We start from the raw sequence: 3635 nt of genomic DNA on the forward strand, positions 1-3635 counted from the left end.
AGCTTATTGACCGCGAGGTCATATCCGAAATCGAGCAGGCTGTGGCTTTTGCCAAGTCTGCGCCGTTACCAACGGCAGCAGATCTCGTCACCGACGTATATGTCAGCTACTGATCCGAAGGAGATATAGATATGGCACGCAAGATCAGCATGCGTCAGGCACTCAACGAGGCGCTTGATCAGGAAATGGCCCGGGATCCCCGAGTGATTGTAATGGGTGAGGACATCGTTGGTGGTGCCGGTGGTCAGGGTGAGGAGGATGCATGGGGTGGCGTGCTCGGCGTCACGAAAGGGCTGAACGCCAAGCACCGGGGACGACTGCTGGATACGCCGCTCTCGGAATCTGCCTATATCGGGGCCGCAATAGGAGCCGCTGCCTGCGGAATGCGGCCTGTTGCTGAACTGATGTTCCTTGACTTCATGGGTGTCTGTTTCGACCAGATCTTCAATCAGGCCGCAAAGTTCAAGTATATGTTCGGGGGCAAGGCTGAAACGCCTGTGGTGATCCGGGCCATGGTTGGCGCCGGTTTTCGTGCAGCAGCCCAGCACAGTCAGATGCTGACGCCGCTTTTTGTTCATATTCCCGGGCTTAAGGTGGTATGTCCGTCCAACGCTTATGATGCGAAGGGGTTATTGATCCAGTCGATCCGTGATAATGATCCTGTGATCTTCTGTGAGCATAAAAATCTGTACGGCCTGGAAGCAGACGTGCCGGCTGAGTCGTATACCATTCCCTTTGGCGAGGCCAATGTCGTACGTGAGGGCAAGCACGCCACGATCGTCACCTATGGAATGATGGTTAACCGTTCGATGGAAGCGGCTGATAGCCTGGCAAAGCAGGGTATCGATTGCGAGGTGATTGATCTCCGGACACTGTCACCGATCGACTGGGATACGGTCATTGACAGTGCAGAAAAGACAGGACATGTCATCTGCGTCGATGAGGCCAATCCGCGTTGCTCGATAGCTGCCGACGTGTCTGCAATGGTTGCGCAGCATTGCTTCAAGGCTTTGAAGGGACCGATTCAAATGGTGACGGCTCCCCACACGCCGGTTCCGTTCTCACCGGTGCTTGAGGATCTCTACATCCCCTCGGTCGATAGCATTGCCAAGGCTGTAAAGACCTCCATGGCGCACTGATGCGCGAGCGAACCAATTAAGGATTTGACCATGACAGATACCCGCATCAAGCCAATCGTCATGCCCAAGTGGGGCCTCTCCATGAAAGAGGGAAAGGTGACAGGATGGCTGTTGGAGGATGGTTCGACGATCAATCCGGGCGATGCCATACTTGAAGTGGAAACCGATAAGATTGCGGGATCAGTCGAAGCAAGCGAGGCCGGCGTGTTGAGACGACGTGTCGGTCAGCCAGATACGGTCTACCCAGTCAAAACGTTGCTCGGAGTAATTGCTGACGCGTCAGTGCCGGAAACAGAGATTGATGCTTTCGTCGCGGCTTATGTCGTCCCTGCAGGTGAAGAGGGCGAGGAGGAGCAGGGACCCAAGTACGAATTCGTGGATACTGGAGCTGGCCGGCTGCGCTATGTAAAGCGTGGCACAGGATCAGAGATATTGATCCTCATTCATGGATTTGGTGGTGATCTTGATGGCTGGCTTTTCAATCTCGACCCTCTTGCCGAGGTTGCGACTGTCTATGCGCTTGACTTGCCTGGGCATGGACAGTCAACGAAGAAGCTCGACAATCCAAGCCTAAATTCGCTCGTCGCGTCAGTGTGGGAGTTCATGGCGAGCCTTGGTATTCAGAGTGCGCATGTGGTTGGCCATTCAATGGGAGGTGCCATTGGATTGAGAATGGCAACTCAGCATCCAGAAAAGATCAGAACGTTAACGCTCATCTGTTCTGCCGGGCTTGGGCAGGAAATTGGCAGCTATGTAGACGAGTTCGTTGCCGCGCAAAGCCGCAAGGACCTCAAGCCAGTATTGGAGAAGCTTTTTGCCGATAAGAATCTGGTAAGCCGACAACTCGTCGACGATGTTCTGAAGTACAAGCGACTCGACGGTGTAAGTGATCTTCTGAAGGAACTTTCGGTGGCATTGTTTGCTGGCCGGCGTCAACAGGACATGCCTGCGGCAGAGCTTGGTGGACAAGTACCGCGCACCTTGATCATTTGGGGTAAGGACGATCAGATTATTCCGGTCGCCCATGCGGTTAATTTGCCAGGAGCCAAGGTTCACGTGATTGAGGGCGCGGGACATATGGTCTACATGGAGAAGTCGAGCGAGGTAAACGGACTGATCAGAGGTCATATCGCTTCAACCAATCCTTGATCAGGAAAGAACTAGGGTGCGAGGCGTTAAAGGAGAGTTGCAAATGGCTGATGCAAGGGAAAAGCTTGAAGCTGTGAATGGGCGCTTAATGGGGCTGTTCAAGGCAGACAAGCAGACGATGATGGCGTTCAATGGCCTCGCAACTGCTGCCAGCCGTGCAGGTAAGGTTTCCCCTGCAATGAAGGAGCTAACGGCCGTTGCCATTGCTGTCGCAACAGGTTGTGAAGATTGCATCGTGTATCACGTTGCGGCTGCCAAGAAGCATGGCGCGACGCGAGATGAGCTTATCGAGTTGATGGCCGTTTCAGTCGAGATGGCGGGCGGTCCAGGTGCAGTCTATGCGGCTAAGGCCATTGAGTTCTTCGATCAGTTGGCGTGATCAGTTAGGGAAAAGTCTCGTTGATATTGCTACGGTGAGCGCTGCAACAGATCCGGTGAGTATCGTTCCCCACGCCATGTCAATCAGAGCAATTTTTGTCGAGAACCCCTTCATGACGGCAAGATTCGTAAGGTCATAGGTGCCATAAGCGACAAGTCCCAAGAGTGCGCCGTAGAGTAAGCCGCGCAATGCAGATTGGGCTTCTACTGCCGGCCAGATTACCATGATCATGAGACCCGTCACGTAAAGCAGATAAAAACCGCCGGCCGCGGCGAAGTTTGGTGGCTGGCGCAGGAGTTGACCTATTTCAGACACATAGAAATCGCGACCGAGATATAGCAGCCAAACCATGTCGATCAGCAAGAAGAGAACCGCTGCGATGAACCACAAGCCTAGCCAGTGCAGCATTGAGAAAGCTCCTCTTGAGAATACCTTCTAAGTCCTTGAAGGCTGCAGGATCAGTTGCATCATGCGACCGCGCGGGCCAGAGCACATTGCGACCAGAGCTCAGACAGCGCCTGCACCAGGTGATCAATATCCGTATCCGTATGCAGTGGCGTCGGGGTTATTCGAAGTCTCTCGGTGCCGCGTGGCACTGTTGGGTAGTTGATGGGTTGTATGTAGATGCCATAGCGCTCAAGAAGTATATCACTGATCCACTTGCACTTTTTAGGATCGCCAACCATCACTGGCACAATGTGGCTGGAGTTGGCTTTGTAAGGAACACCAGCTTGGTCGAGTTTGCGCCGTAGCTTGGCCACGCGCTCTTTATGTCGGATGCGTTCAAATTCGCTGGTCTTGAGGTGGCGGATCGACGCTGAGGCGCCCGCAGCAACTGCAGGAGGCAGGGCTGTCGTGAAAATGAAGCCTGAGGCAAAGCTCCTGACGAAGTCGCAAAGTGCCGTCGAACCAGTGATATAGCCGCCCACTACACCGAAGGCCTTGCCAAGCGTTCCCTCAATTACTGT

At 53.9% G+C, this 3635-nt stretch carries 5 protein-coding genes; 3 read left to right on the top strand and 2 right to left on the bottom strand.

Translation table 11 applies throughout. The annotated features are described in order from the left end of the window. Positions 1-131: 131 nt before the first annotated feature. From ACILRN_RS16175 to ACILRN_RS16185, 3 genes are read left to right on the top strand one after another with little or no spacing between them, the layout of a single operon-like run. Positions 132-1139, top strand: coding sequence for an alpha-ketoacid dehydrogenase subunit beta (locus tag ACILRN_RS16175; RefSeq protein WP_395689994.1), 1008 nt, complete (start codon positions 132-134; stop codon positions 1137-1139). 30 nt (positions 1140-1169) lie between these two features. After that, positions 1170-2288 carry an acetoin dehydrogenase dihydrolipoyllysine-residue acetyltransferase subunit gene (locus ACILRN_RS16180; protein WP_395689995.1) on the top strand — a complete coding sequence of 373 codons (1119 nt, stop codon included), beginning with the start codon at positions 1170-1172 and terminating at the stop codon, positions 2286-2288. 43 nt (positions 2289-2331) lie between these two features. After that, positions 2332-2667, top strand: coding sequence for a carboxymuconolactone decarboxylase family protein (locus ACILRN_RS16185; RefSeq protein WP_395689998.1), 336 nt, complete (start codon positions 2332-2334; stop codon positions 2665-2667). Here the strand turns inward: ACILRN_RS16185 and ACILRN_RS16190 are convergent, their stop codons facing one another. Then, positions 2668-3075, bottom strand: a complete 408-nt coding sequence (locus ACILRN_RS16190) for a DUF2177 family protein (RefSeq protein ID WP_395689996.1) — start codon at positions 3073-3075, stop codon at positions 2668-2670. Positions 3076-3134: 59 nt separating this feature from the next. Beyond that, the coding region (locus ACILRN_RS16195; RefSeq protein WP_395689997.1) for an aminotransferase class I/II-fold pyridoxal phosphate-dependent enzyme at positions 3135-3635 on the bottom strand (501 nt) is incomplete at its 5' end.

This window comes from Aestuariivirga sp., assembly GCF_044238155.1.
Classification (GTDB): domain Bacteria; phylum Pseudomonadota; class Alphaproteobacteria; order Rhizobiales; family Aestuariivirgaceae; genus Aestuariivirga.